Below are 2,328 nucleotides of genomic sequence, written 5' to 3'. Positions count from 1 at the left end.
TGGCCGAGCACGGCCGTCACGGCGGCCGCGCGGCTCGCGACCCACAGGCCGAGCGTGGCGTCGAACGCGAGCGGCGGCCCGTCGACGAGCGCCGCATAGTAGGGATAGGGATCGCGGTGCGTGACCGCTGCGATGGGATCGGTCGGGTTCATGCAGACAGTATCGGCGCCGTGCGCTGCCGCATGTTTCGGGTTGACGTGAAATGTCGCGGCGCGGGTATCGGGCGTGGCGGCCTCGCGACGACAGCGGATCGTCAGGCAGCCGACCGGTAGCGATGCGACTGCATCCGCATGCGGACGCGCCCGGCCGAAATCGCGCGCGGTTCGGCCACCATCGTGTCGTGAGGGAACATTTCCTGCCGGAATTCGCCGTTTTCGTCGAACCACTGGCAGATCAGCCAGTCGCCGTCGTCGAATACCACCGGCCCGGCATAGGTGACGGTCATGCGCGGCCCGCCCGTCTTCAGCGTCACGACATCGCCGACGCGAAACCTGACGCGTTGATTTTCTCGGTTCGTCATCGCTCTCTCAGCATTTATATATATCGATATTCCCGGCGGACCATCCACTGTCCTTTCGAACGTGCCGCAGATTATCAATCAAATAATCAGCCGGCAACTCCCGCGGTCGAAAACATACTGACCGAGGAAATGCAACAATGCGCGGCATCGACGCGCCCGGCGATCACCCGATCGCCCGGTCTGGCGCGGTTTGTGCGCCGGCGCCGGCCGAACGGGCGGGAATGCGGAGAATAGACGATGTATTTTGCGTCGTCACCGACGTTTAATTCGGACAGGGAATCGCTTGATTATTGTCAATCAACGTTTCGACTGGAAACGATCCCACGATTTATCTGCGCTCATTTCCCGAACAAAACCGGCGAATTATCGGGTGACGCAAACCAGCGGTTGATATCGCGCCCGGGCACGGCAGCTTGCGTAAACGTAAACGTGCCGTCCTGCACCATCTCCTTCGCCGCGCGCAGAAAGGCGCCGAGCGCGGCCCGCGCCAGCGCGCCGCCGACGCTCACGCGCTTCACGCCGAGCGCCGCCAGCGCGTCGAGGCTCAGCAAGCCGCCCTGCAGCCCCATCACGACGTTCACGGGCGCACCGACCGCCCGCGTCACCGCCGCGATGTCGTCCGCATCGGTGATGCCCGGCGCGTACAGCACGTCGGCGCCCGCGTCGCGATAGGCGACGAGCCGCGCGATCGTGTCGGCGAGGTCGGGGCGGCCATGCAGGTAGTTTTCGCAACGCGCGGTCAGCGTGAACGGAAACGGCAGCGCGCGTGCCGCGTCGACGGCCGCCGCGATACGCTCGATCGCCGCTTCGCGCGTGTAGATCGGCGCGTCGGCCCGGCCCGTCGCGTCCTCGATCGAGCCGCCCACCGCGCCGGCCTCGGCCGCGAGCCGGATCGTTTCGGCCACCGTGTCGGGCGCGTCGCCGAAGCCGTTCTCCAGATCCGCGCTGACGGGCAAGCCGCCCGCGGAGACGATCTCGGCGATGTGATCGAGCATCGCGTCGCGGTCGATCGCATTGTCGGGCTGCCCTTTCGAAAACGCGTAGCCGGCACTCGTGGTCGCGAGCGCCTCGAAGCCGGCCATCGCGAGCAGGCGCGCGGTGCCCGCGTCCCACGGGTTCGGGATGATGAACGCGCCTGAGCGCGCATGCAGGGCGCGGAAGGCTTCGGCTTGGCGGGCTTGCAGGTCGGAACGGGTCATCGCGGACTCCGGAAGGAAGTTGACGACCGAGCTTACGCCGGTCGTGCACGCGACGTTTCAGCGTTCGCCGAAATGTCGTCGCGCGACGGGGAAAACGGGGCACGCCGACCGTACGCCCGCAGCCGACCGCGAGCGGGCCGGCGCCGCCACCTGCCGGTCGCCGGCCCACGGTCGTTCAAGCCGATGCGGCCGGCCCGCCGTCGATGCCGAGCAAAACGTCGGTGACGGCCTCGGAGAAGCGCATCGCGCGACCGTCGATCAGCACGCCGTCCGGATTCGACGGGTCCCGCGCGGCGTGCGGCACGCCGTGCGCGAGCAGCACCCGTGCGCACGCCTCCCAGTCGGCCGCGCCGACCTGCTCCGGTTCGTTGACGGACGCCCACGACAACGTGCCCAGCGCGTCGCTCCCGAACCCGTGCAGGTCGCGCCAGTTCGCGCCGTGCGCGAGCAGGAACGCCAGCAAGTCCGCATCGCCGCGGAACACCGCGTGATTCAGCGCGCTCGCGTCCCAGTCGCCGCCCCGCGCGGCGATCGGCCAGCCCAGTTCGACCATGACCTTCACCGCGTCGCCCGATCCCCACGCGGCGGCGTCCGGCAGCAACCGCAGCG

3 protein-coding genes and 1 pseudogene are annotated in these 2,328 nt (G+C 68.3%); all 4 read right to left on the bottom strand.

Annotated elements, in window-relative coordinates; translation table 11 throughout:
• Positions 1-152, bottom strand: a pseudogene (locus G3N96_RS38370) (cytochrome P450); the annotation flags it as partial.
• 101 nt (positions 153-253) lie between these two features.
• Positions 254-520, bottom strand: a complete 267-nt coding sequence (locus tag G3N96_RS38365) for a YodC family protein (RefSeq protein WP_089441916.1) — start codon at positions 518-520, stop codon at positions 254-256.
• 338 nt (positions 521-858) lie between these two features.
• On the bottom strand, positions 859-1,719 hold the full coding sequence (locus tag G3N96_RS38360; protein WP_206140459.1) for an isocitrate lyase/phosphoenolpyruvate mutase family protein: 861 nt from the start codon (positions 1,717-1,719) through the stop codon (positions 859-861).
• Positions 1,720-1,894: 175 nt separating this feature from the next.
• Positions 1,895-2,328, bottom strand: a 434-nt coding sequence (locus tag G3N96_RS38355) for an ankyrin repeat domain-containing protein (protein ID WP_206140458.1), incomplete at its 5' end; no start/stop codon positions are given.

The organism is Burkholderia sp. Se-20373, assembly GCF_017104705.1.
Classification (GTDB): Bacteria; Pseudomonadota; Gammaproteobacteria; order Burkholderiales; family Burkholderiaceae; genus Burkholderia.
This window is presented reverse-complemented; position numbering and strand designations above follow the sequence as displayed.